At 70.2% G+C, this 26,598-nt stretch carries 26 protein-coding genes and 1 pseudogene; 10 read left to right on the forward strand and 17 right to left on the reverse strand.

What is annotated here, in order from left to right:
* Nucleotides 1-12: 12 nt before the first annotated feature.
* Genes ACQPYS_RS20725 through rimP form a run of 3 tightly spaced genes read right to left on the reverse strand, consistent with a single transcriptional unit; the run spans nucleotide 13 to nucleotide 2,149 of the window.
* The gene (locus ACQPYS_RS20725; protein WP_433490516.1) at nucleotides 13-504 is read right to left on the reverse strand and encodes a YlxR family protein; all 492 of its coding nucleotides are present in this window, start codon (nucleotides 502-504) and stop codon (nucleotides 13-15) included.
* Nucleotides 501-1,529 (reverse strand): transcription termination factor NusA, encoded by a 1,029-nt coding sequence (gene nusA, locus ACQPYS_RS20730; RefSeq protein WP_063041602.1) that lies wholly within the window; start codon nucleotides 1,527-1,529, stop codon nucleotides 501-503. The genes ACQPYS_RS20725 and nusA overlap by 4 nt, the downstream gene beginning before the upstream one ends.
* A complete protein-coding gene (rimP, locus tag ACQPYS_RS20735; RefSeq protein WP_433490517.1) occupies nucleotides 1,526-2,149 on the reverse strand; it encodes a ribosome maturation factor RimP in 624 nt (207 codons plus the stop codon). The genes nusA and rimP overlap by 4 nt, the downstream gene beginning before the upstream one ends.
* A 159-nt stretch (nucleotides 2,150-2,308) precedes the next feature.
* Between rimP and ACQPYS_RS20740 the strand changes: the two genes are divergently transcribed.
* Together ACQPYS_RS20740 and ACQPYS_RS20745 are read left to right on the forward strand one after the other, a co-directional pair.
* Entirely contained in the window at nucleotides 2,309-2,872 is a 564-nt protein-coding gene (locus ACQPYS_RS20740; protein WP_433490518.1) for a hypothetical protein, read from the forward strand.
* Nucleotides 2,869-3,303, forward strand: coding sequence for a ferritin-like domain-containing protein (locus ACQPYS_RS20745; protein ID WP_433490519.1), 435 nt, complete (start codon nucleotides 2,869-2,871; stop codon nucleotides 3,301-3,303). The genes ACQPYS_RS20740 and ACQPYS_RS20745 overlap by 4 nt, the downstream gene beginning before the upstream one ends.
* Nucleotides 3,304-3,315: 12 nt before the next feature.
* Here the strand turns inward: ACQPYS_RS20745 and ACQPYS_RS20750 are convergent, their stop codons facing one another.
* From ACQPYS_RS20750 to ACQPYS_RS20770, 5 genes and pseudogenes are all read right to left on the reverse strand, one after another.
* A complete protein-coding gene (locus ACQPYS_RS20750) occupies nucleotides 3,316-4,194 on the reverse strand; it encodes a hypothetical protein (protein ID WP_433490520.1) in 879 nt (292 codons plus the stop codon).
* A gap of 247 nt (nucleotides 4,195-4,441) precedes the next feature.
* Complete coding sequence (locus ACQPYS_RS20755) at nucleotides 4,442-6,337, reverse strand: hypothetical protein (protein WP_433490521.1); 1,896 nt, start codon at nucleotides 6,335-6,337, stop codon at nucleotides 4,442-4,444.
* An 86-nt stretch (nucleotides 6,338-6,423) separates the two neighbouring features.
* Nucleotides 6,424-6,612, reverse strand: coding sequence for a hypothetical protein (locus ACQPYS_RS20760; RefSeq protein WP_431939767.1), 189 nt, complete (start codon nucleotides 6,610-6,612; stop codon nucleotides 6,424-6,426).
* A gap of 112 nt (nucleotides 6,613-6,724) precedes the next feature.
* Nucleotides 6,725-7,083: pseudogene (locus tag ACQPYS_RS20765) on the reverse strand (diacylglycerol kinase); the annotation flags it as partial.
* Between the two features lie 16 nt (nucleotides 7,084-7,099).
* A complete protein-coding gene (locus ACQPYS_RS20770; protein WP_433490522.1) occupies nucleotides 7,100-7,726 on the reverse strand; it encodes a TetR/AcrR family transcriptional regulator in 627 nt (208 codons plus the stop codon).
* A 26-nt stretch (nucleotides 7,727-7,752) separates the two neighbouring features.
* Between ACQPYS_RS20770 and ACQPYS_RS20775 the strand changes: the two genes are divergently transcribed.
* The gene (locus tag ACQPYS_RS20775) at nucleotides 7,753-8,379 is read left to right on the forward strand and encodes an oxidoreductase (RefSeq protein ID WP_433490523.1); all 627 of its coding nucleotides are present in this window, start codon (nucleotides 7,753-7,755) and stop codon (nucleotides 8,377-8,379) included.
* A gap of 266 nt (nucleotides 8,380-8,645) precedes the next feature.
* Nucleotides 8,646-9,236 carry a TetR/AcrR family transcriptional regulator gene (locus ACQPYS_RS20780; protein WP_431939771.1) on the forward strand — a complete coding sequence of 197 codons (591 nt, stop codon included), beginning with the start codon at nucleotides 8,646-8,648 and terminating at the stop codon, nucleotides 9,234-9,236.
* 27 nt (nucleotides 9,237-9,263) lie between these two features.
* Here ACQPYS_RS20780 and ACQPYS_RS20785 read toward each other — a convergent pair whose 3' ends face one another.
* Entirely contained in the window at nucleotides 9,264-11,021 is a 1,758-nt protein-coding gene (locus tag ACQPYS_RS20785; RefSeq protein ID WP_063041757.1) for a proline--tRNA ligase, read from the reverse strand.
* Between the two features lie 147 nt (nucleotides 11,022-11,168).
* Here ACQPYS_RS20785 and yaaA point away from each other — a divergent pair, with 147 nt between their 5' ends.
* The 3 genes from yaaA to ACQPYS_RS20800 all read left to right on the forward strand — a co-directional run bounded on the left by yaaA (nucleotide 11,169) and on the right by ACQPYS_RS20800 (nucleotide 14,739).
* Nucleotides 11,169-11,912 (forward strand): peroxide stress protein YaaA, encoded by a 744-nt coding sequence (gene yaaA / locus ACQPYS_RS20790; RefSeq protein ID WP_433490524.1) that lies wholly within the window; start codon nucleotides 11,169-11,171, stop codon nucleotides 11,910-11,912.
* Nucleotides 11,913-11,979: 67 nt separating this feature from the next.
* Nucleotides 11,980-13,251 carry a uroporphyrinogen-III C-methyltransferase gene (gene cobA / locus ACQPYS_RS20795; RefSeq protein WP_433490525.1) on the forward strand — a complete coding sequence of 424 codons (1,272 nt, stop codon included), beginning with the start codon at nucleotides 11,980-11,982 and terminating at the stop codon, nucleotides 13,249-13,251.
* Between the two features lie 6 nt (nucleotides 13,252-13,257).
* Nucleotides 13,258-14,739: an MFS transporter gene (locus ACQPYS_RS20800; protein WP_063041632.1), complete on the forward strand. Its 1,482-nt coding sequence runs from the start codon at nucleotides 13,258-13,260 to the stop codon at nucleotides 14,737-14,739.
* Between the two features lie 24 nt (nucleotides 14,740-14,763).
* On the opposite strand, the gene ACQPYS_RS20805 is transcribed toward ACQPYS_RS20800, so the two are convergent.
* Nucleotides 14,764-15,333, reverse strand: a complete 570-nt coding sequence (locus ACQPYS_RS20805) for a PPOX class F420-dependent oxidoreductase (RefSeq protein ID WP_433490526.1) — start codon at nucleotides 15,331-15,333, stop codon at nucleotides 14,764-14,766.
* 281 nt (nucleotides 15,334-15,614) lie between these two features.
* Here ACQPYS_RS20805 and ACQPYS_RS20810 point away from each other — a divergent pair, with 281 nt between their 5' ends.
* Both ACQPYS_RS20810 and ACQPYS_RS20815 read left to right on the forward strand, forming a co-directional pair.
* Nucleotides 15,615-16,745: a phosphotransferase family protein gene (locus ACQPYS_RS20810; RefSeq protein ID WP_433490527.1), complete on the forward strand. Its 1,131-nt coding sequence runs from the start codon at nucleotides 15,615-15,617 to the stop codon at nucleotides 16,743-16,745.
* 1 nt (nucleotide 16,746) lies between these two features.
* Complete coding sequence (locus ACQPYS_RS20815) at nucleotides 16,747-17,877, forward strand: hypothetical protein (RefSeq protein WP_433490528.1); 1,131 nt, start codon at nucleotides 16,747-16,749, stop codon at nucleotides 17,875-17,877.
* A gap of 433 nt (nucleotides 17,878-18,310) precedes the next feature.
* Here ACQPYS_RS20815 and ACQPYS_RS20820 read toward each other — a convergent pair whose 3' ends face one another.
* From ACQPYS_RS20820 to mqo, 7 genes are all read right to left on the reverse strand, one after another.
* Entirely contained in the window at nucleotides 18,311-18,511 is a 201-nt protein-coding gene (locus ACQPYS_RS20820) for a hypothetical protein (RefSeq protein WP_433490529.1), read from the reverse strand.
* Nucleotides 18,512-18,594: 83 nt separating this feature from the next.
* Nucleotides 18,595-18,999, reverse strand: a complete 405-nt coding sequence (locus tag ACQPYS_RS20825; RefSeq protein ID WP_063041642.1) for a cobalamin biosynthesis protein — start codon at nucleotides 18,997-18,999, stop codon at nucleotides 18,595-18,597.
* Nucleotides 18,996-20,402, reverse strand: a complete 1,407-nt coding sequence (locus tag ACQPYS_RS20830) for a cobyrinate a,c-diamide synthase (protein ID WP_433490530.1) — start codon at nucleotides 20,400-20,402, stop codon at nucleotides 18,996-18,998. Before ACQPYS_RS20830 ends, ACQPYS_RS20825 begins: the two co-directional genes overlap by 4 nt.
* A 61-nt stretch (nucleotides 20,403-20,463) precedes the next feature.
* Nucleotides 20,464-21,078: a cob(I)yrinic acid a,c-diamide adenosyltransferase gene (gene cobO / locus ACQPYS_RS20835; RefSeq protein WP_063041646.1), complete on the reverse strand. Its 615-nt coding sequence runs from the start codon at nucleotides 21,076-21,078 to the stop codon at nucleotides 20,464-20,466.
* A 51-nt stretch (nucleotides 21,079-21,129) separates the two neighbouring features.
* Nucleotides 21,130-23,088 (reverse strand): VWA domain-containing protein, encoded by a 1,959-nt coding sequence (locus ACQPYS_RS20840; RefSeq protein ID WP_433493092.1) that lies wholly within the window; start codon nucleotides 23,086-23,088, stop codon nucleotides 21,130-21,132.
* A gap of 111 nt (nucleotides 23,089-23,199) precedes the next feature.
* Nucleotides 23,200-23,649 carry a GNAT family N-acetyltransferase gene (locus ACQPYS_RS20845; RefSeq protein WP_063041647.1) on the reverse strand — a complete coding sequence of 150 codons (450 nt, stop codon included), beginning with the start codon at nucleotides 23,647-23,649 and terminating at the stop codon, nucleotides 23,200-23,202.
* Between the two features lie 129 nt (nucleotides 23,650-23,778).
* Entirely contained in the window at nucleotides 23,779-25,239 is a 1,461-nt protein-coding gene (mqo, locus tag ACQPYS_RS20850; RefSeq protein ID WP_433490531.1) for a malate dehydrogenase (quinone), read from the reverse strand.
* A 327-nt stretch (nucleotides 25,240-25,566) separates the two neighbouring features.
* On the opposite strand from mqo, the gene ACQPYS_RS20855 reads away from it, so the two are divergent.
* On the forward strand, nucleotides 25,567-26,598 hold the full coding sequence (locus tag ACQPYS_RS20855) for an alpha/beta hydrolase (protein WP_433490532.1): 1,032 nt from the start codon (nucleotides 25,567-25,569) through the stop codon (nucleotides 26,596-26,598).

The following is a 26,598-nucleotide window of genomic DNA, read 5'->3' on the forward strand; positions in this document are numbered from 1 at the left end:
TTCACGGTGTGCTCATGAGTGCTCGTGCCTGTTCTCGAGGTGTTGCTCAACGGCTGAGATATCCAGATGTCCGGACACTCGTAGTGCTCTGCCGATCGCTCGGCGCCGAACCGCAGTGCTCAGACAAGCCGAAAAGGGGTGCAGCCACGCACCCCGCCCGGAAAGTCTGCGCTGTGGATCGGGAACGATCGTCACAGTGTCCGTACCGTCGCCGGTCGAACATCCGCACACCACGATCCTCAGCAGTTCGGGGGCCGGTTCGCGTTTCCGGCAACCGACACACGTTCGCACCGGAGCCACCGGGCGCCGGAGCGCCGCCGACTCGTCGCCGCGTTCGCGGTCGGTAACCGAAGACTCGGACCGAACCTCGTACCACTCTACCGCCGACCGCTGCGTGCCCTCCAACCCCGCCCCCGATGACGTCGCGCGGACCGAGTCGGTCCGGCGTGTTCGCTGGTCGCGGGGGGTCGGCCGCGCGGACGCCGATTCGGGGTGGGCCGTCACCGGCGATGCGCCTCCGTTCGCACCGCGCCGCCGGCGTCCGGGGCCGCGTCGCTGCGGATATCGATCCGCCAGCCGGTGAGCCGGGCCGCGAGACGGGCGTTCTGCCCCTCCTTGCCGATGGCCAGCGAGAGCTGGAAATCCGGGACGATCACCCGGGCGGCTCGCGCATCCGGATCCACAACTGTGACGGAAACCACCTTCGACGGCGACAGCGCATTGCCGACGAAGGTCGCCGGATCGTCGGCGTAATCGATGATGTCGATCTTCTCGCCGGCCAGTTCGCTCATCACATTGCGCACCCGCTGCCCCATCGGACCGATACAGGCGCCCTTGGCGTTCACTCCGGAGACCGTGGAGCGCACCGCGATCTTGGACCGGTGCCCCGCTTCCCGGGCCACCGCCACGATCTCCACCGACCCGTCCGCGATCTCGGGCACCTCCAGCGCGAACAGCCGCCGGACCAGATTGGGATGGGTCCGCGACAGCGTGATCTGCGGACCACGCGGGCCCCGCGACACCCCCACCACATAGCACTTGATCCGGTCACCGTGCTCGTAGTTCTCCCCGGGCACCTGCTCGGCGGACGGGATCAGCCCCTCGGCCCCGTGCAACTCACTGCCGATCCGCACCACCACCGTGCCGCGGGCATTGGCGCGCGCGTCGCGCTGCACCACGCCGCCGACGATATCGCCCTCGTGGGTCGAGAACTCGCCGAAGGATTTCTCGTTCTCGGCGTCCCGCAACCGCTGCAGCACGACCTGGCGCGCGGTGGTGGCGGCGATCCGGCCGAAACCCTCCGGGGTGTCGTCCCATTCGGAGATCACATTGCCGTCGGCGTCGAGTTCGGTGGCGAGCACTCGCACGACCCCGGTGCGCTGATTGATCTCTACCCGGGCGTCGGGTTGATGGCCCTCGGTGTGCTTGTAGGCGGTGAGCAGCGCGGATTCGATCGCGGAGATCACGGTTTCGATCGATATCCCCTTATCCGCCACGATGGCGCGCAGGGCTTCGATTTCGATGTTCATTCCATGGTCCCTTCGGTCGAATCGGACGCGGCGACAGCAGTTCCGGTGAGTTCCGCGGCGTCCACTCCCGCGGGTGGGCGGCCGGCGGCGACGCCCCCGGCGAGTTCGAGTTCGCGCGCGTTCGGTGGGGAGAATTCCACTTCCACCACGGCGCGTGCGATATCGGCCAGACCGACGCTCACCAGGCGTGGTCCGGGTCTACCACTCAGTACCAGCGCGATCCGGTCATCCTCGAGGACACCGATCCGGGCGGTGAAGCGCGTCGGCAGGCCGGGCTCCGGCGGTGCGACGCCCGGCTTCAAGGTGATCTCGGCCTTCCGGCCGCGAGCCCGGCGCCAGTGCCGGGGGGCGGTGAGCGGGCGTTCGATCCCCGGGGTCGTCACCTCGAGCAGGTACCGGGCGGCCTCGAATTCGTCGTCCGCGTCGTCCAGGCAAGCCGACACCCGCGCGCTGAGTTCGGCGATGCTATCCAGGTCGGCGCTGCGGTCACTGTCCACGATAACCCGTACCCGGGTCTGTCCCGCCGCGGTCGAAACCTCGACACCCTCGAGATCGAATCCTCGACCGGCGACGAGTCCGGCGACGAGCCGGCTCACCCTCTCCTCGGTCGGCATGGGCATATGGGCAGCTCCTGGTTCAGTTGTCACGCGGACGGAAATGTTCTGTGCCGGTGATCCAGCGTAACGCGCCCAGGGAAGGGAAAGGACCAGCGGTCTGCGGTAAGTCCACCCGGTGGTGCCCACAGTCGGGTGACTCCTCCGGTCTGGCACGATGGTCCGGTGACCGAGCGCGTTACCGACCGGCCCGCGGCCGGGCCTCCCCGCGGCCCCTTCCCCGACCGGCCGGGCCACGCCCGCCGGATGAATCGCCGTACCGCGCTACGGGTCGCGGGCGGCGGCACGGTCGGGCTGTTCGCCGCCGGCGCCCTGGTCGCCTGCGCGGAGGATCCGATCACCGAGCCGGATGTCCTGGTCGCTCAGGAATTCTCGGCCCGCAGCGATGCCGCGGCGGCCACCGCCGCCATCGCAATCGAACCGCAACGCACGGACGCGCTCACCGTTATCGCCACGGAACGCACCGCGCACGCCACGGCGCTGCGCACCGAGATCGATCGGGCGATCGGTATCTACGGCGACGGCACGACCCCCGCCGTGCGCACGCCGGCGCCCACCACCACCCCGGCCCCGGAGACGCCGCCGAGTATCGCCGCGCTGCGCGATCGGCTGACGTCCTCGCAGCGGGCCGCGGCCGATCTCGCCGTCACCCAGTCCGGCTACCGGGCGGGCCTGCTCGCCTCGATCAGCGCCGCCTGCGCGGTTCAGGTGGGGGTGCTGCTGGTATGAGCGGTACCGAACAGCAGGCGTTGCGGGATGCCCTCGACGCCGAGTACGCGGCCGTCTACGCCTACGGCGTGATCGCCGCCCATACGAGCCCGGAGTTGCGGCGCACGGTCAACGAGCACACCGCCGCGCATCGCGCCCGCCGCGACGGCACGGTCGATCTCCTCATCGCTGACGGGGCCGCCGCGCCGCCTCCCGAGCCCGCTTACACCGTGCCCGTCGAGGTCACCGACCCGGCGTCGGCCGCCCGGCTGGCCGTCGTGGTGGAAACCGATACCGCCGTGGCCTGGCGCGCGGTGATCGAGCACGCCGGTACCGAGCTCATCCGGCGCACCGGTCTGGACGCGCTCACCGAATCGGCCGGGCGGCGTGCCATCTGGCAGGCGGCGGCCGGTATCACGCCGGCGACCACCGCGTTCCCCGGGCAGCGCTGATCCGGTACCGGATCAGGGCGGTGCCCATTCCGTGCGGTTGGTCGAGTGCGGCCGATCGGGCCGGGGCCGGGGGAAGACCGTGCCTTCCTGGCTACCCCGGCCACGCGACCAGGGCGCACTGCCCCGCGGTGGGCGTTCCTGCGGGGTGAGCGAGCCCAGCCCGCCCGGCATGCCGGGGAGGTAGGGCATCGACGAGCCCGTCCCCGAGTTCCACGGCGTGGATCCGGGCGGATGACCGGATGCCTGTTCCGCTCCCGTGGGCGTCCACGGCGTGTGCCCGGCCGCCGCGGCGATCGGGTCGCCCGGCGGCACCGCGGCGTCGGTCCGGGGCGGGTCGTCAGCGGTGGGGACCGGTACCGCCGATTGCTGTCCCGCGGCCGGGGGTGGGCCCGCGACCTGCGGGCCGGGGGTGGGCTCGGGTGGCTCCGGGGTCGCGGGGGTGCCCGGGGCCGGGTGCGCCTCGGCCGGCGCATGCGGTGCCGGGTCCGGCGCATGCGGTGCCGGATCCGGGGGCGGCCGGTCGCCGCCCACCCCTCCACCGATCGCCGCGGGTGCCGTGGAGTCCGGGGATACACCGGCCGCGAGCCGGTCGGCGGATCCCGGGTAGTGATCGGCCGTACGGGTCTCGGTGGGCTCCGCGGCCGGGAGGGGGCGCTCCGCGGAGGGCGTGAGTTCCGTGGAGCCCGGCGCGGCCGCGGCGGCGATATCGGCCGGCCCCACGTGCTGCGCGGCCGCCGCGTCGGCCTCCATCAGCAGGGCGATGGTCTGCGCACCCCCGGCCGCGTCCCGCACGCCGCGGCGCATCACCTCGCCGGCGGACCCCCCGACCGCCCCGAGCCTGGTGGTCAGTTCGCCGGTGACGGAGTCCACGGATGCACCGTCCTCGATCATCGCCACCGCCTCGTTTCACCCTCGGGCCCGGTTGTCACGACCGCGGCCGCTCTACTGTGTACGAAACCGCGGTCGCCGACGACCGATCGACTCGGCCGCTCGACCGTGGCCCGGACGCCACGCGACATCCGACACGTAACCACCGTCACTCACGGCCACTACCACCGGGGGTGGGAAGACATGCTCGGCAAGCGGATTCGGCCACCGGAAGAACCGGCCCCCGGACCGCCGGCGCGGCGGCACCTCGCTACGAATACGACGCGACCCCGACCGGGCCGGTGCCCAGGCACACCACCGATCCGGGGGTCCCGTTCCGGATGATCAGTGCCGAACCACTGCCGACGATCCGCACGTAGACGGTATTCAGACCCGCCCGTACCGGCGCCTGCACCCGGTCGCCACGTTCGAGACCTACGGTGAGAGTCGCGTCGCGGTCGGCGAAATAGTTGAGTTGGGCGGTCCACTCGTGCGCGATCATGGGGCCGTCGAGCGGGACCCGGACCGAGAGATCCCCGCCGATCCGGTAACCACAGCCCGGTTCCGGGCCGGGCGGGATCCCGCGGTTCCACCAGACCCGGGCGTCGGCGAAGGCGCCGGAGTCGGTGATCATTCGCAGGCGGTCGGTGGCCGCGGCGAAAGCGCCGGGCGGGGCGATCGACGAGAGCACTCGGCCCGCCTCGTTCTCGGGATAGGCCGTCGGATTGAGCACGGTCCAGGGCACCTCCTGGGCGAGCAGCGGCGCTCCGTCCCATCGGGCGAACTCAGACTTCACCGTGGTCACATAGGCTTTCGTCGGCCCCTCGGACCAGCTGCGGGTAAAAGTGTAGGTGGACCAGAGACTGCTCAGCGCGAAGACGGTCACCACGACGGCCGCCGGGACGCGTCCGCGCCACCGACTGCCGCGCCTGTCGCCCGCCGGGCCTTCCCGCGCGGCGCCGCCCCTCGCACGGCCATGATCGAAAGCCCGCAGGATCAGCGCGCCCGCGGCGGTGAGAACCACCGCGGCATCGGCCAGATAGCGCAGCGACATCATGAGTTCGTCGACGGTGTTGGGTCCCGCCCGCATCAGGACCACCGGTATCTGCACCGCGGGTACATAGACCGCCGCCGCCACCCATACCGGCCAGACCACGCGCCGCGCCCGGACCGTCAGCAGTATTCCGGCGGCCAACAGCGCCCACGCCGTCCAGACCGCCCAGCCGGGAGCGACCGCCCACGGCGCCGACGGCACCCACCGTTCCCAGCCCCACGGCCCGCCCAGCAGCGCGGTCACCACCGCGGCCCAGGTCGCGCGGGGCAGCATATGGGCCAGGTCGGCGGAGCCGCCCTGGCCGCCCGAGACCCCGGCCGCCGCCAGGTAGACCACCGCCCAGAGCGCGAGCACTGCCGCGGCCCCGCCCCACAGCCCCGCACCGCGGCGCAGCACCTCCGGCACGGCCGGGCCGCGCCCGTCGACGTAGCGCCGCAGCAGGACCACGACGAACGCCACGAACGGCACCACGACCGCTTTCTCGAAGAACAGCAACCCCACCGTCGTGACCAGGACTCCGGAGACCGCGTACCGGCGGCGGCCGGTACGGTCCAGCAGCACCGCGTCGCCCACCACCCAGGCGAGCGCGAATTGCAGGGGTAGCGCGTTCAGCGCCGCCGACCACCAGGCGAAGGCGGGAAGGGTCAGCGGGGAGAACAGATAGAACGCCAGGGGGATCAGCAGTGCCCGGCGCCGCCCGAGTAAGACCAGCAGCATGCGCAGCACCGCGAGCGAGGCCGCCAGCTGGCCGGCCAGCAACATGACCGCGGTCGCCCCCCAGTTCAGCGGCGCGACGGCGGTGACCAGCCAGGACACCGCGAAGGCCAGCGGCATGAAATGACCGTCGTGGTCGTGCAGCAGCAACTCACCGGACAGCAGCGGCAGCGTCCCGGCCCGGCCGGCCAGGATCAGATCGTCCCAGTAGAAATAGCCGTGCGCGGTCACCCACGCCCGGACCGCGAGTTGTGCGGCGATGAGCCCGGCCGCCACCCACAGCACGGTGACGCCGGGGGCACGCAACCGGTTTCCGAGCGCGGCCCGCGCGTGCGCCGGGAATATCGCCGGGCTCCGGATAGACGTGCGCTCCGGGGTGAGTGCCGGAGCGGTTCCCATGTCGACCCACCCTACAAGCGACCCGGCCGGAGCACCGTGTGATCGGTGCTCCGGCCGGGTCGGCGTCGGCTTTCCCCGGATTGGACCTACTCGTCGGCCTCGCCGTCCGGCTCGGTGTCCAGGCCGAGGTCGTACTCGCTCAGATCCACGGCATCGGTGCGTTCGTCCCCGATATCCAGCAGTTGCGCGACGGCGTCGGAATCACCGTGCGCGGCCCGTTCGCGCAATTCGGTCAGGTTCGGCTCGCGATGGCCGGACCGTTCGGGCTCATACATACAGCGCACCTTCCCTGGAGGTTCGGCGCCGAGCCAACAGCTCGTACGCTCCGGCATCCGAGCTTAGGTGGGTTGCCGGATCGTCGCCGAATCCGCAGGAAGATCCTTGCGGTCAGCCGTGGTCCGCGAGACTCGGGCCGGTGTACAACGGCAGGTCACCAGCGGTTCGGATACCCGGTTCGGCGGCCACCACGGCGAGTATGGCGTTGACCACCCGGCCCACTCCGCCCAAGATCACCGCGTAATTGTGATCACCGTGCCGGCCGGACGGACAGATGTCCACCGCGTAGGAGGGTTCGCCGGTGATCTCCACCCGGTAGGAGCCGCCGGGCTGCGCGGGTCGCGCCGGTCCGGTCGCATATCATCGCTCAGCCGGGTGATGTGCTCGACCACGATGGCGAGGCGGCCGGCCACACGGCCGGTCATCTCGAACCGCAGCGCGGCCTGCGTGCCCGCGGGCACCTCACCCACCGGCCGCACCCATGGATCACACTCCGTACGCGGCCAGGAACGTGCGCACCGCGGCGTCGACCGCTCGGTCCAGTTCGCGCTCGGACGGCGACTCGTCGCCGAACCGGTGGCGCGACCGAAGCGAGGCAGTGAGCAACGCGGCCCAATGCGCCGCCGCGATGTCGGGTTCGCCGATCCGCAGCGCGCCCGCGACGGCGAACCGAGCGAGTCGGTCGGCCAATGCCCGGCCGACGTGATCGCTCACGCCGTCGGCGATATCGAGCAGGTCGGGGAACTGCCCGGCTTCGGCACACAGGAGACGGCGTAGCGCCCGGGATTCCGCAGAGCAGTAGCACCGGAGAAGTGCGCCGCCAATGTCGCGCAGCGTTGCCGCGAGATCCGGCCCCGGTTCCGTCAGCCGGTCGAGCACGGCCAGGTTCGCGGCCAGCGCGGCCTCCGACAGCGATCGCACCGCTGCGCGGAAGACCTGCTCCTTATCACCGAAATGGCTGTACACCGTCGCTTTGGCGACTCCCGCTTCGGCGGCGATCCGGTCCATCCGAGTGTGCGCGTAGCCGGTCCGGCCGAACACCACGAAGGCGGCGTCGAGTATCGCCTGCTGTTTGTCGATGCGACCGCGGGCGGGAACGGTAACCGAGTCCATGCGAGAACAACCGTGTCATCGACCATGTGCGCAGCGCTTATCCGGCGATCGATATCCTCACCCTCGGGGCGCGGTATTACCGATCATCGCGTGCGCTGACCGCCGACGGCTTCGAGGCGTCGTTCGCCCTGTTCTACCTCAGCCGCTACCTCCTCACCCACGGCCTGGCCGAGACACTCGGCCGGCCCACCACGCCGATCGTGCTGGACCTTTCCGGCCCGGGTGGCGACCTCGCCCGGATCAACTGGGACGACCTCCAGTTCGCCCGCGGCTACGCCCCGGACGCGGTCATGCACCAATGCGGCAAACTCAGCGATCTGCTCGCGGTTACCTTCGTGCGCGAGCACGCGAACAGTGGCGTTCGCTATCTACTCCTACACCCGGGGCTGACCGCGACCGGATTCACCGGGTCCTATTCCGCCGAGGATGCGGCGACAGTGGCCGATATGTGCCGACGCGGGCAACCCACCGGAGCCGCTGTCGCTCGCATCATGCACCACCTCGACCACCCGCCGGTGACGCCCCTGTCCGCCTTTAGGCAGGACACCCCGGTCGACACGACGGGTACCGCATTCGATATCGCGGCGGCCGAGCGGCTCGCCACTCATACGAGAGAACTACTGACCGGCGCCGGGCCGGGTCCACAGGCCTGAACCTCCCGGCCCCCCGGTTCCGGACGGGAGGCCGGGGTCCACCCCACCACTGCGCGCCCTTCGGCAGCACGACCGCGACGGCGGACGCCACGCTCCGGCACTCCGTGCCGGATGCCGTGGCCGGCATGTACCCCGACGGCGAAATCTCGGGCGAATCGCACCAACACCCGTATCGTGCGCGACATATCGACCTCCACTACACAGATCTGTAAAGTTCGGCGTCCTCTACGATAGGTACACTGACCTGTGAAGGCAAGGAGGTGGGTATGACCGGCACTGTGGGCAGGGAGGAACTGACCCCGGGCGCCCGGCGAATTCTGGACACCGCCGGCGAGCTCTTCTACTCGCGCGGTATCCATGCCGTCGGTGTCGATACCATCGCCGCCGAATCCGGCGTCACCAAACGCACGCTGTACGACCGTTTCGGATCCAAGGACGGCTTGCTCGTCACCTACCTCGAAGATCGGGACCGGCGCTGGCGGGCTCGCATCGATACCCACCTCGCGGCGGAGACCGATTCGATACGGCGACTACTGGCGCCCTTCGACGTCCTCCCGGAATGGCTGCCGACCAACAGCAGAGGGTGCGGGTTCATCAATGCTTTCGCCGAACTACCCGATCCCGATCACCCGGGGCGGCAGGTGATCGTCGAGGAGAAGACCTGGCTACGCGATCTCTTCCGGGAACTGGCCGCGGCGGCCGGGGCCGCGGATCCGGATCTGCTCGCCGTACAGCTGCTCAGCCTGCACGAGGGCGCCATCATCAGCTTCTCCATCACCGGCGAGCAGACCGCCGCGACCGCGACGCGCGCCGCCGCGCTCCAGCTCGCCGAGCAGGCCACCCGTCGGCACCGCTGACGAGCCGCGCGGCGAGCGGAGCGACCGCTAGCCGCGAACCCGGGCGAGCACCGCCTCGACCGCGGATTCGGCGGGCACGTCCTGGGCCTCGCCGGTGAACCGGTCACGCAGCTCGACCTTGCCCTCGGCCCAGCCCCGGCCGATCACCAACACGTAGGGCATACCGAGCAGTTCGGCATCCTTGAACTTCACCCCGGGCGAGGCGGTGCGATCGTCGAAGAGCACGTCGAGACCCTGCGCATGCAGCGCCGCCACCACTTCTTCGGCACCGGCCCGGGCGGCCTCGTCCTTGTTGGCGATCACCACGTGCACGTCGTACGGCGCGACCTCCGACGGCCAGCGCAGTCCCTTGTCGTCGTGCTGCTGTTCGGCGATGACCGCGACCATGCGCGAGACACCGATCCCGTAGGACCCCATCACGAGCCGCACCGGTTTACCGTTCTCCCCCAGCACATCGACCTCGAAGGCGTCGGTGTACTTGTAGCCGAGCTGGAAGATGTGGCCGATCTCGATACCGCGCGCCGCGACCAGCGGGCCACGGCCGTCGGGCGATATATCCCCGTCGCGCACCTGCGCGGCCTCGATGGTGCCGTCCGGGGTGAAATCGCGGCCGGACACCAGGCCGACGATATGCTTGCCGGGCTCGTCGGCACCGGTGATCCAGGAGGTTCCGGTGACCACCCGCGGATCGACCAGGTAGCGGATACCGTTGGCCTGCAATCCCTTCGGGCCGATATAGCCCTTCACCAGGAAGGGGTTGGCGGCGAAATCGGCGTCGGTGAGCAGTTCCACCTCGGCCGGTTCGACCGAGGCGCCGAGACGTTTGTCGTCGACCTCGCGGTCGCCGGGTACGCCGATACCGACGATCTCGGTCTTCCCGTCGGGATGCCGCAGTTTCACCATGACGTTCTTCAGCGTGTCCGCGGCGGTCACCGGGCGGCCGAAGCGCTCGGCGATGCCCGCACCGTTCGCCCAGTCCACCAGGGTCGCGATGGTGGGGGTGTCGGGGGTGTCGTGGACCTGCGCCGCGGGCTGCCCTTCGAGGGGCAGCGGGTCGGGCGCCGGGGTGACCACGGCCTCCACATTCGCGGCGTACCCGGACTCCCGGCACACCACGTAGGTGTCCTCACCGACCGGGCTGTCGGCCAGGAACTCCTCGGAGGCACTGCCGCCCATGGCGCCGGAGGTCGCGGCGACGATCACGTACTGCACGCCGAGCCGGTCGAAGATGCGCTGGTAGGCCTCGCGGTGCGCGGTATAGCTGGCCTTCAGCCCGTCCTCGTCCAGGTCGAAGGAATAGGAGTCCTTCATGATGAACTCGCGGCCGCGCAGGATGCCGGCCCGGGGCCGTTCCTCGTCGCGGTACTTGGCCTGGATCTGGTACAGGGTGACCGGCAGGTCCTTGTAGGAGTTGTACTCGCCCTTGACGGTGAGAGTGAACAGCTCCTCGTGGGTGGGACCGAGCAGATAGTCGGCGCCCTTGCGGTCCTGGAGCCGGAACAGGGCGTCACCGTATTCGGTCCAGCGGTTGGTGGCCTCGTAGGGGTCGCGCGGCAGCAGCGCCGGTAGCGAGATCTCCTGCGCGCCGATGGCGTTCATCTCCTCGCGCACCACCTCCTCCACCTTGTGCAGCACCCGCAGGCCCAGCGGCAGCCACGAGTACACACCCGGCGCGATCCGGCGCACATAGCCGGCGCGCACCAGCAGCTTGTGGCTGGGCACCTCGGCGTCGGCGGGGTCGTCGCGCAACGTACGGAGGAACAGTCGGGAGAGGCGGGTGATCACGGTTGCCCAGCGTAGCCCCTGTGCGTCCGCCGGCCACATTCGATTACCGGTGGTGGGCGCCGTGCGCTCGGGACGGCCGCCGGACCCCGGATCCGTCCCGTCGGGGCCGGCGGGCGGGCGCGGCGGCGACCGGTACCGTAACCGGTCGTGCTGGTGCTGCTCCCCCCTTCCGAAACCAAATCCGACGGCGGTTCCGGCGGCCCGCTGGAGCTGTCGGCGCTGGCCTTCGACTCGCTCACCGAGGTCCGTGCGCAGCTGATCAGCGACCTGGTCGCACTGGCCGGCGACCCGGATGCCGCCCGGGCTGCCCTGGGACTCGGTAAGAACTCCGAGGCCGAGCTGGCCCGCAATGCCGCGGTGCGCACCTCCCCCACCCGGCCCGCGCTGGAACGCTATACCGGCGTTCTGTACGACGCGCTGGACGCGAGTTCCTTCACCCGCGCCCAGCGCGTGAAAGCACTCGCCCGGATCGCGGTCGGCTCGGCGCTTTTCGGCGCGGTCCGCGCCGGTGATCCCATCCCCGCGTACCGGCTGTCGGGCGGCTCGAAACTGCCGGGCCGGCCGACCCTGGCGGCGGTCTGGCGTGATCACCTGGGCCCGGCCCTGCGCGACGCGGCGGGCGACGAACTCGTGGTGGACCTGCGATCGGGCACCTACCAGCAGCTCGGCCGGGTACCGGGCGCGGTCACCGCGACGGTGCTCACCGAGCACGCGGACGGTTCACGCACGGTGGTCAGCCACTTCAACAAGCACCACAAGGGACTGCTGGCCCGGGCCCTGGTACTCACCCGCGCCGAACCCGGGGATATCCGCGCGATCGCCCGGGTCGCGAACAAGGCCGGACTGCGCACCGAGGTCGACTCGGCTACCGAGCTGGTCGTCCTCACCTGATCCAGGGCCCGCGACCTCCGCCGGGCGGCTGCGGACTGTGCTCCACCGGCCCGTAGGCTCGAGCCTTGTGCCGAACACGTCAGCCGATACCGACAACCTGTCCGCCGGGGACTCGAACTACCTGGTGGGGCTCGATCTGAACGGACGCCGGGTCGTCGTCGTGGGCGGAGGCAGCGTGGCACAGCGCCGGTTGGGCCTGCTCATCGCGGCCGGCGCCGCCGTCGAGGTGATCACCCGGGAGGCCACCCCCGCGGTCGAGGCGATGGCCACCGCGGGCCAGATCACCCTCACCCTGCGCGATTACGCCGACGGTGATCTCGACGGCGCCTGGTACGCCATCGCTTGCACCGACGCACCCGAGACCAATGCCGCCGTCGTCGCCGAGGCCACCAAGCGCCGGATCTTCTGCGTCCGCGCCGATCACGCGCAATCCGGGACGGCGGTCACCCCGGCGACCGCCCGCTACGACGGAATGACCCTGGGCGTGCTGGCCGGCGGTCGGCATCGGCGCTCGGCCGCGGTCCGCACGGCGCTACTGGAAGCGCTGCAATCGGGTGTGGTGACCGATGACGAGACCCCCATGACGCCCGGTGTCGCCCTGGTCGGTGGTGGGCCCGGCGACCCGGATCTGATCACCGTGCGCGGCCGCCGGCTGCTGGCCCGGGCCGATCTGGTGGTGGCCGACCGGCTGGCCCCGCCGGAGCTACTGGCCGAGCTGGGGCCCGATGTCGAGGTGGTGGACGCCGCCAAGATCCCGTACGGACGCGCGATGGCGCAGGACGCGATCAATCAGGCGCTGGTGGATGGTGCCCGGGCGGGCAAATTCGTGGTCCGGCTCAAGGGCGGCGACCCCTACGTATTCGGGCGCGGCTACGAGGAACTCGAGGCCTGTGTCGACGCCGGGGTGCCGGTGACGGTGGTGCCGGGAGTCACCAGCCCGATCTCGGTTCCGGCGGCCGCGGGGATTCCGGTCACCCATCGCGGGGTGACCCATGAGTTCGTGGTGGTCAGTGGCCATATCCCGCCGGACCACCCGGATTCGCTGGTCGACTGGCCGGCGCTGGCCCGGCTGCGCGGCACCCTGGTCCTGATGATGGCGGTGGAGCGGATCGAACAGTTCGCGGCGGTCCTGCGCGCGGGTGGCCGCCCCGCCGAGACCCCGGCCACGGTGATCCAGGAGGGCACCCTGCGTGGTCAGCGGGTGCTGCGGACCACACTCGCCGATGTCGCCGAACGCGTCCGCGCCGAAGGGATCCGGCCGCCCGCGATCATTGTGATCGGGCCCACGGCCGGGTTCAGCGCCGTGCCGGTAGCGGCCGGCGACAGTCCGTTACAGTGACCCACTGTGCTCGATAACCCCCCAGCTATCAAATATCCGGTGACGAAACGAGCGTTCGGCCTCGCCATTCTCGTGCTCAGCGGGTTACAGCTGATGGTGGTGCTGGACGGCACCGTGGTGATCCTGGCCCTGCCGCGGTTGCAGGAGGAGATGGGCCTGTCCAGTTCGGGCAGCGCGTGGACCATTACCGCCTACGGGCTGCCGTTCGCCGGCCTCATGCTGCTCGGCGGCCGGATCGGCGACTCGTTCGGCCGCCGGCGCATGTTCGTCCTCGGTGTGGGCCTGTTCACGCTGGCCTCCATGCTGTGCGGGCTGGCGCAGGGTGAGCAGATGCTCGTCGCCGCGCGCGCCTTCCAGGGCACCGGTGCCGCGCTCGCCGCGCCCACCGCGTTCGCGCTGGTCGCCAGTACCTTCGCCCCGGGCAAGGTCCGCAACCAGGCCTTCGCCATCTTCGGCTCGATGGTGGCGCTGGGTTCGGTCGGCGGACTGGTGATCGGCGGGGCGCTCACCGAGGCCAGCTGGCGATGGATCTTCCTGATCAATGTGCCGATCGGTGTGCTCATCGTGATCGGTGCGCTGGTCGCGCTCCGCGATACCCACCATCAGCGGCTCACGCTGGACGTGCGCGGCGCGTTCCTCGGCACCCTGGCGTGTGCCCTGATCGTCTGGGGCGCCACCGAGGGGCCGGAACTCGGCTGGGGTGACCCGCTGGTCTACGGCACGCTGATCGCGGGTGCGGTGCTGCTGCCGGTTTTCGTCTTCGCGGAACGTCACGTGGACAACCCCCTGCTGCCGTGGACCCTGTTCGACAGCCGCGACCGCGTTGCCACCTTCGTGGTGATCCTGCTCGCCAGCGGCGTACTGGGCGCCACCACCTATTTCGCCGGCCTGTTCGTGCAGAACGTGGTGGGTTACAGCCCGCTGGTCGCCGGGATCTCGTTCATCCCGTTCACCGTCGGCGTCGGCCTCGGCAGCGCGGTGGCCACCCGGTTGGCGCTGCACGTCGCGCCCCGGTGGTTGCTGGTCGGCGCGGCGGTGGTGCTCATGGCCGGCCTCGGCTACGGCTCGACGCTGGACGCCGACGTCGGCTACTGGTCCACCCTGCTGCCGCTGTTCTCGGTGATCGGTTTCGGCATCGGTATCGCCATGGTGCTCATCCCGCTGTGTGTGCTGGTCGGGGTGCCGCCGGACGAGATCGGCCCGCTTTCGGCGATCGGGCAGATGTTCCTGAACCTGGGGACCCCCATCGCCATCGGCGTGCTCACCCCGCTGGCCGCCTCCCGGACCCTGTCCGAGGGCGGGACCATCAAGAAACCGGCCGAGATGTCGGCCGCCGAGATCACCGCGCTCGGTGACGGTTACACGCTGGCCCTGTTGGTGGCCGCCATCGGCGGGCTGCTGGTGGGCCTGATCGCGCTGACCCTGCGCTACACCGCGGAAGAGGTCGCCCGGGCCCAGCACGCCCAGGACGAGGCCCAGTCGGCCTGAGCCCGGCGACCACCGGTCACCGCGTCACAACCGCCCGGTGATCTTGGTCGGGGTGATCCGCACCGCCACCCGCGGGCCGTCGTCCACCGAGGCCGGATTGAACTCGGCGTACGGCTTTCCGGTGTACTTGATCGACATCCGGTCACCGACCAGCATGTCGGGGTCCGGGGTGAGGGTGGCGGTACCGCGGATCTCCGCGTAGACGTACGGGTTGTCCGGCGGCGCGATCAGCACCGAGATACGCGGATCGCGGGCCAGGTTCTTGCCCTGGACGCGGTCGGTCGTCGTGGAGTAGAGCAACTCGTCCCCGTCCCGGTCGATCCAGGTGACGGTCAGATGCGGATGCCCGTCGCGGCCGACGGTGGCCACGGTGACGAACAGTTTGGCATCGTCGATGTACTTCTTGACGGTGTCGGGCAACGAGATAGCGCTCATGCACACGAGCAACCCGCTCCGGTGGATGTTTATTCCGGCCCACCCCGGCGGATCCGCTCCCAGCTCCGCCGACAGGCTGCCGAGTTCGGCCTGTGTGGCCAACTCCGGCAACGCGGCCGGGCCGTGGTCGGCGTGGCGGTCGTGGGTCCGCTCGGGCATCCGGCTCATCGGCTCCGCGCCCACCTCGCGTGGTCACGCCGGCGCAGCGTCACCCTCATCGTGGTCCTCCCACCCGGCGGAGCGACTCACCCCGGACATCGAAGGAATTATGGTCGGCCGGCCGCGCCCGGGGAGCGATTCGCGACAGCCACCCGATGATCCGCCGAATCGACACCGCCCGAGACTGAAACACGTTACAGTCTCCCGCACGCGAGCGACCCGGTGCCGTATCGGACCGGGCAGTCGCCGCGTCGAGGCCGGATGGCGTCAGGAGGACGACGATGCCCGACGATGTGAACCCCACCGAACATATGCGGCTCACCACCAGCGAACGCGATCTGGACACGCTGGCGGGTCAACTCTCCGCGTGGTTACAGGACCGGGTCGGCGCCGACGAACCACCGGTCATCAGTGATCTGCAACGGCCGCTGTCCGGGGGCCTGTCCAGCGCCTCGGTACTGTTCGACGCGCACTGGAAGGCCGGCGGCCGCACCGAGGGGGGCGCCTTCGTCGCGCGGATGATCCCAGAGGAGGGCGCATTCCCGGTTTTCGAGAAATACGATCTGGAACTGCAGTACCGGGTCATCACCGAAATCGCCGCCGCCACCGAGGTCCCGGTACCGCGGTTGCGCTGGCTGGAAACCGGTAGCGCGGCCTGCGGTGCGCCGTTCTTCGTGATGGACCGGGTCCCGGGCCGTATCCCGGGCGACAATCCGCCCTACGTGTTCGCGGGCTGGCTCTACGACGCGACCACCGCCGAGCGGGCCGAACTCACCCGCAACACCCTCGACGTCCTGGCCCGGATCCACGCGTTGCCCGAACCGGCGCAACGATTCCCCGAACTCGACGGGCCGGGTACGGCGCTACGCCGCCATATCGAAGCGGACCGGGCCTGGTACCACTGGGCGCTGGCCGGCGACGGCTACGAGATCCCGCTCATCGAGCGCGCTTTCGACTGGCTGGACCAGAACTTTCCCGACGATCCCGGGCCGGATGTGTTGAGCTGGGGTGATGCCCGGCCCGGCAATATCATCTACGAGGGATTCACCCCGGTCGCCGTATTGGACTGGGAGATGGCCACACTGGGTCCGCGCGAACTCGATCTGGCCTGGATGATCTTCCTGCACCGCTTCTTCCAGGACATCGCCACCGGATTCGGCTTCCCCGGCCTCCCCGATTTCCTGCGCCGCGACGAGGTCGTCGCGCACTACGAGAAGGTCAGCGGCCACACCGTTACGAATCTGGACTTCTACCTCACCTATGCCGCGCTGCGGCACGCGATCGTCATGGCCCGGATCAAACGCCGGATGATCCATATGGGCGAGGACACCTCCCCGGTGGAGCGCGACGACTACATCATGCACCGCGCCACCCTGGAAGCCCTGCTCGACGGCACCTACGGATGGGACTGAGATGAGCGAACCCACCGCCCACACCCCGGCCACCGCCCCGGGGCCCCTGGACGAGTACCCGATCCACCAGACACCGCTGCCCATCGCCCGGGCCGCGACCAGCGACCGGAACTTCTACGATCGCAGCTATTTCAACGCGCACAACCGCGACGGCGCGATCATGCTGGTGACCGGATTCGGGGTGTATCCGAACCTCGGTGTCGCCGACGCCTACGCGGCGGTACGCCGCGGCGACGAGATCACCTCCGTGCGGTTCTCCGACGCGCGCAGCGACCGGAGTCTAAATATGGCGGTCGGCGGTTACCGGATCGAAGTGGTCGAACCGCTGCGCCGCATCCGGGTGGTGTGCGAACACGAGGACCTGGGCCTCGACCTCACCTGGACCGGCGCCTTCCCCGCCGTTCAGGAGCAACCGCACATCATGCTTGCCGGTAACCGTCCGACCCTCGACGCCTCCCGCTTCGCCCAGGTCGGCTCGTGGGCGGGCACGCTGGCGATCGGCGGCGAGGACATCACCGTGGCCCCGGCGATCTGGACCGGTACCAGGGACCGCTCCTGGGGTATCCGGCCCGTCGGCGAGGCCGAACCGCCGGGCCGGGCTGCCACCGAGGGCACCGGCGGGTTCTGGTGGCTGTACGTGCCGCTGCGATTCGATGATTTCGCGGTGGTGGTGATCATCCAGGAGAATCCCGACGGCTACCGGACGCTCAACGACGCGGTCCGGGTGTTCCCGGACGGATCGGTGGAACAGCTGGGCTGGCCGCGGATCACCATCGACTACCGATCCGGGACCCGCCATCCCGAGAGCGCGAGCCTGGAATTGCGGACTCCCGACGGAAAACCGCTGACCATCGACATCCGCACCGTCACCGGGATACCGCTGCACATCGGCTGCGGTTACGGCGGCGACCCGGACTGGCAGCACGGACAGTGGAAGGGCCGCGACTGGTCGTGGGCCAACAGCTACGACCTCACCGATCCGGCGATCGCCGGGCGGATCCCGTGGGGCGTCACCGATCACATCGCGCACGCCCGCTGCGGGGACGCCGAAGGCTGGGGACTGTTCGAACACGCCAGCGTAGGCCGGCACGACCCCACCGGTTTCGCGGATCTGCTGTCGGTGGCGCCTTGAAGAGTGTTGTCGCTGCCGCCGAAGCGGTGGTGTGTCGGAATCGGAATGCTCGGCTGCTTCGACTGTTCGATGGAGTCCGGGCTGTCCGATCCCGACATCACGACTCGATCGGCCTCCTCGGTACCGCCCACACCCATGGACATCGTCAACGCGCCGGCAACAGTTATCGCCGCACCGCAGATCGCAACACATGCCGGCCACCCGATCCCGGCGACCGCCGCTGTTCCGAAGCCTGTCCCGAGACTGCCGCCGATGAAGTACACCAACATGTAGGCGCCGTTGAACTGCGCCGGCGCGGCCGGGTTTATCGCCAAGATCGTGGTTTGATTCGCCACTTGTGCGGCAAAGAGGCCGGCATCGAACAGCGCGAGAGCAACGAGTGTTACCGCGACGTCGGACAGTCCGTACGCGAGGATCACGCACGATCCGCCGGCTACGGCCAACCCGACCCGCCCACCGGGCCGCATGCCAGCGCCACGCCCATGGCGGCAACGGTTACCCCGAGCGATGCCACCTCGGCGACGGCCGGCTGAAGCGGGTAGATCGTCGCTGTTCCCAGCGCCGCGGCGATGGACATGAAGGTCACCGTCGCGTTACCGATGGTGTCCTCGTGAGTGGAGGCGAATGTGGTCACGGTTCGACGGTAAGAACCCTCGCCCGGCGCGCGCTGGCAGAAATCGGCCTTCCTCGTCGCCGGATGCGATCTTTCGGCCGCTGTCAACCGTGCGCGGCGGCCGCAGCGACCACCACGCCTCCGACCACCTGTCGCGGCACGAGCACAGGCCCGGTACCGGCCAGCAGCGCCGCGGCCTCGGCTACACCGGGAATTCCCAAGGCGGCGGCCACCCGCTCCGACGGGTTCGGCACCGGCACCCGCGCCAACCGTTCGACGGAGTAGCCGTACAGTGGCACGCCCAGCATGGCGGCGGCATCACGGGGGCCCGGCTCGCCGGCCCGGCGATCCAGGGTCGCCAGGCAGGCTATCCGCTGGCCGGGAAACACTTCCGCCAACACCGCGAGAATCCGCTCGGCCGACAGATCCGGGCGCAGGCCGAGGCCGACCGCGAGCTCTCCACGGTAGGGTTCGGCACCGGCCGCGGACCGCCGGTCTCCGCCGGTCACCGTGCGCGCATGGCGGGGCGGGTGTGCTGATGGGCACGCGCGGCGGCGACGAACCGGCGCACCGCGCCCGGATTTCCGGCGGGGTGGGTGTGCAGGTAGGACGCGTGTACCCGGTCCACGAGCGCACCCTCACGGACCTGCTTCCCGGCGGTACGCCATCCCCAGGCGGGCGGGGCATCGCCGGATGCCACCAGCCGGGTCCGATGGAATTCGTGCCCGTGTACCCGCTCACCGGTCCGCCAGAGCACGGAGTCGGCCAGCGCCACCGCCTCTCGGTAGCCCAGGGTGAGGCGGGGCCCGAACTCGGCGACCGCGTCGATCAGGCCCGCCATCGAATGACCGTCCAAGGATCGGGTGAGGTACAGCAGTCCGGCGCATTCGGCGTGGATGGGCAGCCCCGCCCGGGCCCGCTCCGCCACCGCGGCGCGCAGTCCGGTATTGGCCGCCAACGTCCCCGCGTGCTCTTCCGGGAATCCGCCCGGCAGCACCAGCCCCGCGGCCTCGGCCGGCAGGGTGTCGTGCAGCGGATCGATGACGACGACCCGGGCGCCCGCGGCGGTGAGCAGTTCCCGGTGTTCGGCGTAGCCGAAGGTGAAAGCGGGTCCCCCGGCTACCGCGATCACCGGATCCGGCCCGGCCGGTACCACTACGCCGTCCGCGACCTCCCGGACCGCGTCCCAGCTCGGCCCGGACTCCGGCGCGACGGCCAGCGCCGCGACCGCGGCGAGATCGATATGGCGTGCGGCCAGGTCGGTCATCGCGTCCACCGCGCGCATCGCCGCGAGACCGTGTTCCACCGCCGGGATCAGGCCCAGATGCCGGGACGGGACCTCGAGTTCGGCCAGCCGGGGCAGCGCGCCGAGGACCGGCAGGCCCACCCGGTCGCAGGCCGAGCGCAACACCTGTTCGTGCCGCGCGCTACCGACCCGGTTGAGCACCACTCCGCCCAGCCGTACACCCGAGTCGAAGGTGGCGAACCCGTGCAACAGCGCGGCCAGGCTCTGGCTGTGACCGCGCGCGTCCACGACCAGGACCACCGGTAGACCGAGCAGGCTCGCCACCTGGGCGGTGGAGCCTTCCGCGACGGGATCGGCGGCCTGTTCGTCGATCCGTCCGTCGAACAGGCCCATCACCCCCTCCACCACCGCGATATCGCAGTCGCGGGCACCGTGGCGGTAGAGCGGGGCGATCCGGTCGGACCCCACCAGCACCGGGTCGAGATTGCGACCGGGGCGGCCGGCGGCGAGGCCGTGATAACCGGGGTCGATGTAGTCCGGCCCCACCTTGAAGGGGGCCACCCGGCGGCCCACGCGGCGCAGCGCGCCGATGAGCCCGGTCGCGACAGTGGTCTTCCCGCTGCCGGAAGCCGGGGCGGCGAGCACGATCCCCGGGGCGGCACTCATCACGCGACGGTCCCGGTCGAGCGGCAGGCGACGCGCCGAACCCCGATACCCCGGGGCCGGCTCACCATTCGATACCCCGTTGCCCCTTGCGGCCCGCGTCCATAGGGTGGCGCACCTTGGTCATCTCGGTCACCAGGTCCGCCGCCTCCACCAGTTCCGGCGGCGCGTCCCGGCCGGTGATGACGACATGCTGGTTACCCGGACGCTCGCGCAGGGTCTCCACGACCTCGGCCACATCCACCCACCCCCATTTCAACGGGTAGGTGAATTCGTCGAGCACATAGAACCGGTGCTCTTCGGTACGCAGCCGTCGTGCGATCTCCTGCCAGCCGGCCAGCGCCGCGGCCGCGTGATCGGTTTCGGTGCCCTGTTTACGAGTCCACGACCAGCCCTCGCCCATCTTGTGCCATTGCACCGGCCCGCCCACCCCGGTCTCGTCGTGCAGCCGGCCGAGTTCGCGGAACGCCGCTTCCTCGCCGACCTTCCACTTGGCGCTCTTGACGAACTGGAACACGGCCACATCGAAACCCTGGTTCCACGCGCGCAACGCCATCCCGAAGGCCGCGGTGGACTTTCCCTTGCCCGGACCGGTGTGCACGGCGAGCACCGGCTGATTGCGACGCTGCCGGGTGGTCAGTCCGTCTTCGGGTACGTGCTCGGGCACCCCTTTGGGCATGGGAACTCCTGATCTGATTCGGGTTTCGTGCTCGTCCGGTGCGACCCGGTCCTACGCGGCGCGCGCGCCGCCCCAGGCGCCCGCGCGGACCACCTCGGCCACCGAGGCGCCGGTCAGTTCGGTGAGCCGGACGGCCGTACCGCCCAGCGCGGACGCCAGTTCGGCGGCCAGACCCAGCCGGACCATGCCGCGTTCGCAGTCGACAACAACGGAGGTGACATTGTCGCGAGCGAGCTGTGCGGCCGCCGCGCGGGCCCGCGGCACCGGATCGGTGCCGCCGGTGGCACGGCCGTCCGTGAGCAGCACCAGCATGGGCCGGCGCTGCGGGTCGCGGACGCGTTCCCGGTAGACCACCTCACGCGCGGTGCGCAACCCCGCGGCGAGCGGAGTCTTCCCGCCGGTTCGCAACCCGGCCAGGCGGCGGACGGCGATATCGATCGAGGAGGTGGGCGGCAGCACCAGTTCTGCCTCGCTGCCGCGCACCGAGATCACCGCGACCTTGTCGCGCCGCTGATAGGCGTCGCGCAACAGGGTCACCACTGCGCCGGTCACCGCCGACAGCCGGTCGCGGGCGGCCATGGAACCGGAGGTGTCGACCACGAAGAGCACCAGATTGCCCTCACGCCCTTCGCGGTATGCCCCGCGCAGATCACCGGGCGCGAGCACCAGGGGCCCGGTGCGCCGGCCGCGCGCCCGCTGATGCGGTGCCGCGGCCCGCAGCGTGCCGAGCAGATGTAGGCCGCCGGTGGGCTCGGGTGTGGTGTTCACCACCCGGCCCTGCCGGGTCTGCGCCCGGGACCGCCGGCCCGGCGCGCCCTCGCCCACACCCGGCACCTCCCACCGCGGCGGCCGGGCCGGCGCCGCGACCGGCGCCCCCACCTGTCCGGTCCCGCCGGCGCCACCAGGGTCGCCGGAGTTCTCGCCCGGCTCGGTGTCCGCGCCGGGTGCCTCGGCGCCGCCACCGGGACCGTCCGGGTCGTCGTCGGGATCGACGGGGCCCCGCGACCCCGGCGCCTCGTCGTCGGCCGGTGCGGGCTGCTGGTCACCGGCCTGTTCGGCCGCATCGCGCATGGCGTCGTCGAGCTGTTCGGGGGTGATGCCGGGTTCGTCGAACGGGTCGCGCCGCCGCCGGTGCGGCAACGCGAGTTCGGCGGCGACGCGGACATCGTCGGCGGTGACACTGTCGCGCCCGCACCAGGCGGCATGGGCGGCGGCGGTGCGGGCCACCACCAGATCCGCCCGCATACCGTCGACGTCGAAGGAGGCGCAGACCGCGGCGATACGCCGCAGTTCCACATCGTCGAGCGCGACCTCGGCCAGCCGGTCGCGGGCGATGAGGACGCGGTCGGCGATCACGCCGTCCGCGGCGGCGTAGGCGGCCGCGAAGCCGTTCGGATCGGCCTCGTAATCGAGACGGCGCCGGACCACGGCCATCCGGACGTCCACGTCCCGGGAGGCGGTCACATCCACGGTCAGGCCGAATCGGTCGAGCAGCTGCGGGCGCAGCTCACCCTCCTCCGGGTTCATGGTGCCGACCAGGACGAACCGGGCCGGATGGGAATGCGAGACGCCGTCGCGTTCGATGTGTACCCGGCCCATGGCCGCCGCGTCCAGCAGCACATCCACCAGGTGGTCGTGCAGCAGGTTGACCTCGTCCACGTACAGCACACCGTGATGGGCGGCGGCGAGTAGTCCGGGCCGGAACGCCTGTTCGCCGTCACGCAGGACCCGCTCCAGATCGAGCGAGCCGACGACCCTGTCCTCGGTGGCGCCGACCGGCAGTTCCACCAGCCGCGCCGGGCGGGCGCCCGATTCGTCGACCACCGGCGGCAGCAGTCGTGCCAGTGCCCGCACCACCGTGGACTTCGCGGTCCCCTTCTCGCCGCGCACGAGTACGCCGCCGATACCGGGATGCACGGCGCACAGGATCAGCGCCAGCTGCAATTGCTCCTGTCCGACCACCGCGGAGAACGGGAACCCGGCCTCACCGCCGTCCGCGGCGGAGACAATCGGTCGGGATGCGGGCCGGGCGGTTTCGGTGGAGGACACGGCCCCACTCTAAAACGTGCCCTCACCCGGCCCGGCCCTCCCCTGCCCGAGACGGGTGACGGCGCCCGGCGGCTAACCCTTGCGCATCGGTACGTGCGCGACGCCGTCCTCGATGAACTCCGCGCCGTCCACCTCGAAACCGTGTTTGGTGTAGAGATCGATCAGGTAGGTCTGGGCGTTGAGCCGGACGGTATGCGATCCGGTCTCGGCGAGGGCGGCCTGCAGCAGGCGGGTGGTGTATCCGTGCCCGCGGGCCTCGACCGCGGTACACAACCGCCCGATCCGGAAGGATTTGACGCCGTCCTCATGCTCTTCGAGCAGGCGCAGGGTGGCGATGACCTCGCCCTCGTCGTCGAGCCACAGATGCCGGGTCTCCGGCAGCAGGTCCAGTCCGTCCAGCTCGGGGTACGCGCACTTCTGCTCGACCACGAATACTTCGACGCGCAGCTTCAACAACTCGTACAGGGTGGGGGTATCGAGATCCTGCGCCCATGACCGGCGGAGTGCAACCGTTGACATCATCGCGCCTTGCTATCACACCTCGGCGCCGGATGCACGCGAATGCCCCCGGGCACACCACCGCGGCGGCCGCGACGCAGCGCGGCCCGCGGGGTGCCACCCCGCGGGCCGTCGAGCGCGAATTCTCCCGGATCAGACCCCGGCGGCGACCCCCGCGCGCGTATCGGACCGGTTGAGCTGCAACGCCTTACTCGTCCAATCCCATACCTCGCCGAACAGGCGCTGGTTCTCCGACAGCTTCACCCCCAGCGAGGGGATCATTTCCTGCAGCTTGGGCGTCCACTGCGCGTACTCGGCCGGGAAGCAGCGTTCCAGGACGTCCAGCATGGCGGTGACACAGGTGGAGGCGCCGGGCGAGGCGCCCAGCAGACCGGCGATGGAGCCGTCCTGCGCCGCGATGACGGCGGTACCCAGTTCGAGGACACCACCGGCGCCCTTACGGCGGATCACCTGCACCCGCTGTCCGGCGGTGATGAGTTCCCAGTCCCGGCCCTCGGCGCGCGGAATGAACTCCTCCATGGTGTACACCCGGCCGGACTGCGATTTCATCAGCTCGGTGATCAGGTATTTGACCAGGCTCAGCTCGGTGACGCCGACCCCGAGCATCGGGACCAGGTTGCCGGGTTTGATCGATTTGAACAGGTCGGCATTGCTGCCGTCCTTGAGGAACTTGGGGGTCCAACCGGCGTAGGGCCCGAACAGCAGGCCGGGCCTGCCCTTGATGACCCGGGTGTCCAGATGCGGTACCGACATGGGCGGCGCGCCGACCGCCGCCTTGCCGTACACCTTGGCGGCGTGCTTCTCGATCAGCTCGGGGTTGGTGCACCGCAGGAACTGACCCGAGACCGGGAATCCCGCGAAACCGCGGATCTCCCTGATTCCCGCCTTCTGCAGCAGCGGCAGTGCCCCGCCACCGGCCCCGACGAAGACGAATTTGCTGATCAGCGTGCGAGTGCGGCCGGTGCGGGTGTTGCGCACCGTGACCTTCCAGCTGCCGTCCTTCTGCTTGGACAGGTTACGCACCTCGTTACCGAAGCCGATCTCCCCGCCACTGGCACCGATATGGGCGAGCAGTTCCTTGGTGAGCGAACCGAAATCGATATCCGTACCGCCGTCGGACCAGTTGAGGGCGATGGGGTCGGCGAAATCACGGCCGCGCGCCATCAGCGGCAGCCGACGGGCGAACTCGTCGGGGCTGTCGATGTACTCCATCCCGGCGAACAACGGATGCCGGGACAGCGCCTCGTACCGCTTGCGCAGGTACTCCACATCGGCGGCGCCGTGCACGAAGCTCACGTGCGGGATGGGGTTGATGAAGCGGGAGGGATCGCCCAGGATCCCGTTCTCCACCGCGTAGGCCCAGAACTGGCGGGAGACCTGGAACCGCTCGTTGATATCGACGGCCTTGCCGATATCGACCGAACCGTCCGGCTTCTGCGGACTGTAATTGAGTTCACACAGGGCCGAATGCCCGGTACCGGCGTTGTTCCACGGATCACTGCTCTCGGCCGCGGCGGCGTCGAGCCGTTCGAACACCGAGATCGACCAGTCCGGCTGCAGCTGACGCAGCAGCGCGCCGAGCGTGGCGCTCATGATGCCGGCACCGATGAGGACTACATCGGTCTTTTCAGTCTGGGCAGCGTTCGGCACGGGTGTTCGACTTCCTTGTCCTGATGCGCGGGGCGCACATCCGTGGATGCGGCCCGCTGGGGCACGGGCACTTGTGCAGTTGTGTACGGGTCGCGATGGCGAGCCCTCCGGGCTCGGCCGAATGTAGGTTACCCGTCGTTCACTATTGCCAATTGTGCACCTCGACACGCGCGGAATCCGCAGCCAGGGCGGCGATTGTGACGTAGATTCCTCCTCCCCGTCACCTTCTGGCCTGCCTTTGCTACCGATCGGTCGCCTAGATTGGAGGCCGTGACGAACGATTCCGCGGCCGGTACCGGTGCTCTCGGCCGAACCGCCGACTGGCAGCCGGATGTCCTCGGTGACGGGTACGAATATCGCACCCTGGAACTCGGACCCGACCCCGACGGCGAGGGCGATATCGTCGCCACCCTGGTCCGGCATCTGGCCGCGGTCGACGCGGTGGCCACCGCCGACGCGGTGCTGTACGTGCACGGCTTCACCGACTACTTCTTCCAGCGGCACGTCGCCGAGCACTTCACCGCCCGCGGACACCGGTTCTATGCGCTGGACCTGCGCAAATGCGGCCGATCGTTACAGCCGGGGCAGACCCCCCACTTCATCAGCGATCTCGCCCTCTACGACCGGGAACTCGACGCCTCGCTCCGGCTGATCACCGCCGAGACCGAGGCGAAGGTGCTGGTGGTGGCGCATTCGACCGGTGGTCTGGTGACCTCGCTGTGGCTGGACCGGCTGCAGCAAGCCGGAGGCACGGCGGCCGCCGGTATCAGCGGGCTGGTGCTGAACAGCCCGTGGTTCGACCTGCAAGGCCCGGCCTATGTGCGCACTGTGGGTACGCAACTCATCAATACGGTGGGCCGTTTCCGGGCGAAGTCGGCGCTGCCGCTGGGCAAATCCAGCGCCTACGGCGACAGCCTGCACCACAGCGTGGCCGGGGAATGGGACTACGACCTGGACTGGAAGCCGCGGCACGGTTTCCCGGTGCGGGCCGGTTGGTTGCGCGCGATTCGGCTGGGTCAGGCACGGCTGCACCGCGGCCTGGATATCGGCGTGCCCGCGCTGCTGCTGCGCTCCAAGCTCACCAGGTTCGCCCGTGAGTACGGGCCCGCGGTGGATGTCGCGGACGCGGTCCTCGATGTGGCGCAGATCCAGCGCTGGGCAGGCTGTCTGGGCGACCGCACCAATATCGTCCCGATCGACGGCGCCCGTCACGACGTGTTCCTGTCCGCCGAGGGCCCGCGGACCGAGGCCTTCCGGGAACTCGACAACTGGCTCGACTGGCTGGCCGCCCGGCCGGCCTGA

This window comes from Nocardia grenadensis, from assembly GCF_050942415.1.
Taxonomy (GTDB): domain Bacteria; phylum Actinomycetota; class Actinomycetes; order Mycobacteriales; family Mycobacteriaceae; genus Nocardia; species Nocardia grenadensis.